This is a genomic window from Acinetobacter sp. V2 (genome assembly GCF_001188385.1).
GTDB lineage: Bacteria > Pseudomonadota > Gammaproteobacteria > Pseudomonadales > Moraxellaceae > Acinetobacter > Acinetobacter oleivorans.
Window position 1 is genome coordinate 788,190 of sequence record NZ_JZFB01000001.1, and the last position, 4,622, is coordinate 792,811.

At 31.5% G+C, this 4,622-nt stretch carries 4 protein-coding genes and 1 pseudogene; 1 reads left to right on the plus strand and 4 read right to left on the minus strand.

The features are described from left to right. The coding region (locus UC75_RS20035; protein WP_228137058.1) for an LlaJI family restriction endonuclease at positions 1-751 on the plus strand (751 nt) is incomplete at its 5' end. Positions 752-755: 4 nt separating this feature from the next. Here the strand turns inward: UC75_RS20035 and UC75_RS03570 are convergent. The 4 genes and pseudogenes from UC75_RS03570 to UC75_RS03585 form a co-directional block, all read right to left on the minus strand. Continuing rightward, the gene (locus tag UC75_RS03570) at positions 756-1,652 is read right to left on the minus strand and encodes a hypothetical protein (protein ID WP_049836711.1); all 897 of its coding nucleotides are present in this window, start codon (positions 1,650-1,652) and stop codon (positions 756-758) included. A gap of 9 nt (positions 1,653-1,661) precedes the next feature. Beyond that, on the minus strand, positions 1,662-2,813 hold the full coding sequence (locus UC75_RS03575) for a DUF3696 domain-containing protein (RefSeq protein ID WP_049836712.1): 1,152 nt from the start codon (positions 2,811-2,813) through the stop codon (positions 1,662-1,664). Between the two features lie 4 nt (positions 2,814-2,817). Further along, on the minus strand, positions 2,818-4,038 hold the full coding sequence (locus UC75_RS03580) for a DUF262 domain-containing protein (RefSeq protein ID WP_049836713.1): 1,221 nt from the start codon (positions 4,036-4,038) through the stop codon (positions 2,818-2,820). Between the two features lie 173 nt (positions 4,039-4,211). After that, positions 4,212-4,412 (minus strand): annotated as a pseudogene (locus UC75_RS03585) (hypothetical protein); the annotation flags it as partial. Between the last annotated feature and the right edge of the window lie 210 nt (positions 4,413-4,622).

A 4,622-nucleotide genomic window follows, 5' to 3' on the forward strand; every position in this document is an offset into this window, starting at 1 on the left:
TACCAATTCAGAAATTACACGTATTCATGCCGGGATCCTTAAACAGGTATATAAAAACTACGGATTTATTTTCACAGGCAAGAATAGAGTCCCTTACTCATTAAAACAGTATGGTGAAACTTCCCTGTCTACTGACGCCCAGATTTCGGTTTTAAAGAATGAAATAAGAAATCACTTTGCCGATCGCCAGACCCTTCTTCTAAAAACGCTTATTGAGTATTTTGAAGCCTATAAAGGTAACGAGCAGAAGAACCAGATCATTGGTGTTACACGTTTTCATGTCGCTTGGGAGCATATGCTTTCCAGGTGCCTTGATAATGTCATTGATATTAATAGCCGGTTACCTAAACCGGTATTTATAATGCCAGATGGAACAGCAATACCGGCGAAAAAATCAGGTATGCGAACTGATATCGTGATTGAAGACAAGGCAGCTAAAAAACTGACTATTCTGGATGCCAAATATTATGAAGCAACCAATATAGAAAATGCTCCGGGCTGGGCAGATCTCGTTAAACAGTTCTTCTATGAAAAAGCAATTTCAATAATGCCAGAATTTTCAGGCTATCAATTTGAAAATGCCCTGATCTTTCCAGGGCAAAAAAATGCATTTGATAAGATTCATATGCAAGATCAGAAAACTGGTGGCTATCTGGATACAGCCTTCCCTATCATCAAATGTATTTATATTGATCCAATTATGATTCTTGAAAATTATCATCAAAGAAGAAAAATAAAACTATTCCTTTAAGTAATTACACTCCAATTTTTTTTCCAATATATTTTACTTCTACCGTATTACCTATAAGTTTGTAATGGATTCTCCCAGCAATACCAGTAAAAAAGAAATGTGCTTCATAACCTTTTAAGCCGGCATCATCTAAAACTTGCTTCCTTTTTTTGTGTTCACCTCCAGCATTTTTTAATGAAAAAGCAATTTCAGATTGTTGATCCCAATTTAGCAAATCACTATTAACTGTAGCTAAGGTATTATAAATAGAAGTATAAAAATTCCTTAATTCTCTAATATTATCTTTAGCTTCATCTAGTAATTTTATTTGGCTAAGAAAATTATTAGGAGATTCCAAGAACTCTTCAAGTTTTGGAGGATTTTCAAACGTTGAAAACCAGCCATGATATATTTTTACATGATGAGGATTGCACGCATGACGTATTTCAATATTTTCCTCACCCACATCTTCGTCCTCTATATTGAGTAATTGAGCTTCAATAGTTTCAGTATTCCAATTCAATAATTTTTTATCAAATGAAATAACTAGGGAGTCAAGCAAATACGTCCATATTAATGAGTCATAAGGATGCTGATTATATAAAACCTGCATGCCCCAATAGCTCTCCAATTTACTATCACTTCCTAATGAGTAGGGATTTTTTTGCAAATTTACTTTAAAACTTAAAAGTTCTTCTTTTACAGTATTTTGGAGCTGTTTAGAAATATTCTGTAAAATTATACTTTCTGAAATCCTTAATTCAAAAAACCTAGTATTCATATGTATTTGAATATCTGGTCTTATTTTTTTTATAGCCAAAAAAGTCTCACTTAGCTTGCTAATATTACTCGCAAAATGATCTACAATTTCTTCATCACGTAATGATGGGGTATCGTCTAAAAATATAATGTTAGAGTTCATAATAAAAATTTAACTTAATAATTCGTCTAAAGCTTTTTCCCACTCATCAAAGAACCCTTCTGGCCAATTCAAAAATCTGCCATTTTCTTGAAGTTGCGGATATATTACTTGTGTTATCCCTGTTTCATAATCTCGATCAAAATAAAAAACTTCAACATTTTCCGCACTTATTATATTTTTTTTAGTTGCTAATCTAATACCATTTAATAAATGATCACTATGGGTTTCTACAAAAATTTGAACTCCATCTTGAGCACACAACGCTAAAAGAATACCCAATTTAAGCTGCCCTCTAGGATGCAAATGAGCTTCAGGATTTTCTAATAAAAGAATTGATCCTTGTTTAGCAGTTAAACAGCTTGTAATTATAGGTAAAGAATAAGTTAATCCATATCCCACATTAATAGGTCTTCTATCAGAACTTGTGACCTGAGATATAGTTTTGTACTTAAAAGCTAGAGTTGTTGCATCAATATGATCAATCTTCTCTGCGTTCAGCTGTGCACCAGGACTAATTTCTTGTAACCAAGCAGAAATTTGATCTGTTAATTTTAAAGTAGGAGCAATGGTTGTTAGAAAATCCTCAGGAATAGAGGAATATTCTTTTTTCATACAACGCTTCTCAGAAACAATCACATCCTCATTTTGCTGAATATAATCAATAGTATATTCTCCATTTACCCCTAACCAACCAGTTGCTCTATTAAAAGTACTTGCTTGTGGATATGAATTTCTAGGAGAAATTCTATCTGCTTGTATATATTGAAAATTACTTATATTTTTTTTTAAAACATTGCTATCACCTAAAACATTTCCTTGAATAATATCATTATTCTCGGACTCATTAATGCTATAATTTAATACTATATTACTAGCTTCTACACTTGTGCTATAACAACTGGAAATATCGATCTTAATATTATTATTTGAAGCTAATTCATATAATATATCACTTGATTTACCTAAAGAAATTAAATTCCCTACCAAGAATAATATTTTACCGCTTTCATCAATATCTAAAGATTGCTTTAGGAGTGCCAAAACTTGCAATACAGAACTCTTACCAGATCCATTTAAACCAGTTAGAACATTTAACATTTTAAAATTAAAATCTTGTTTAACTATAGATTTAAAATTTTCAAGTTTTAAGTTTTTAATCATACTATTACTCAAAATATGCTTTAAAAATATTTTCAAATACAGCTTTTCTTATTGAATAAGAACTATCTGAACCAGTATTGCTACTAAGCGCATCCAAGAAGTTTCTATTATTTTTCATTTCAAACTCTGTATACTCAACTACACCATCTTTATTAGAAATAAGCTTATTGATTTGATCGTCATTATAAACACCACTTCCCAACAAATATACTTGAATTTCAAATATTGTTTTATTTATTGGCAGTTTTGATGATTTATTACTATCTAGTTTTCGAAATGCATTTTTTCCATAAATAGCTTTGGCATTTTTCATACCTTTAATAAATTTTATTTCTTCCTCTTCCCATCTCTCACTAGACCATTTTAATATATATTCAACTAATGTATGATTCAGAAAATCATCTAAAATATTTTTATCAAATCTTTTTCCATTTGTAGCAAATAAAGCAAAAACACGAAGAACCATTTGATGATCCATAAGTCTCTTTTTAGAAACTTTATTTTCTGTATATTCTAAAAATTTCTCACTATTTGCGATTTTAGAGACATGACCTCGCCAAATACCAGGATAAATTGCATTACGAATTTCCTGACCATTGACTGGCAATCCACCTTGATTCAAACGTGCAAAAATATTAAATCGTACCAAATCTGGCGTGCTAGGTCTAATAATTGTAGATGTTATTTCAAGCTCATTAATAGCTCTTTTATAATGTCTAGGTATCTCATCATACGTTTTACCGTTTAAGTCTGTTAAGTATTGCATATCAGTTAGTTTTAGATCATCAACTCTAAGATTCAGTGATCTTGAAAGTTCTTTACTATTAATAAACTGAAAAATTGCACTTAGTCTTTGTAATCCATCTACTACCGAATAATTTCCTTTATCATCTTCGTTAAAATAGAAAGAAGGTAAAGGAATTTTTAATATTACTGATTCAATTAATCTAGATCTTCTCTTGTTATCCCATAGATTACTCGCTCGTTGAAAATCAGGATCTAATTGCAATTCATCATTTTCAAGCCTATCTAATAATTTGGATATCGTCATAGGTTTAACAATAATATCGATCTTCGCAGTATCATAAGGTGTTAATCTCGTATTTGATGAAAGTTCAGCTATTGTTTTTACAGATTCTTTTTCTTCTTGCTCAAATTCTTTTTGTTCTTGCAAGGTTTCATCCTCTTGACCATCAGAGCAAAAGAGTTCACTTTGTTCAACCATTGAAGAGACCACCTAAATTTTAATCAAAAAATTACGCAATTAATGTAAAGTACAATATTAAGCAATTTTAATAAGATAACGTAATTGTTATCTTCAAATTAATATACATACTTACTTTCGGCATTGTGAATTAAATTATATACCAAGAGATGAGGATAGCTACAGAACTAATTTTATAAACCCATACCGACACGACAATGCAACACTGCCAATCCACACTTCACATCACTTCGCGCATCTGATTGCGAACGATCTTCTCTAACCATCTCAGGCCATGACTGCCCACGGAAGTAACGATCAATAATCGCGTCCATCCATTCATCTATGACTTCGCTCTGTCCCATTAAGTCCAAAATTAAACGCTGTACTGCACGCTTTTTAAATACTAAAACCCACTCATTGAGTGGGTTTTTTATTACTAACCATTTTGCCTGAGGTGGTCTTGGAACTCTTGGTCGTGTATTTTGTCGTAATTAACAGGGTCGTAAACGCATCCAGTTAAAACAACAATTACAGCAAGTACAGCAACCAACTTTTTCATTGAGACAGCTTTCCTTTTAACGCAAAAGATTTGCTTTAAGTAT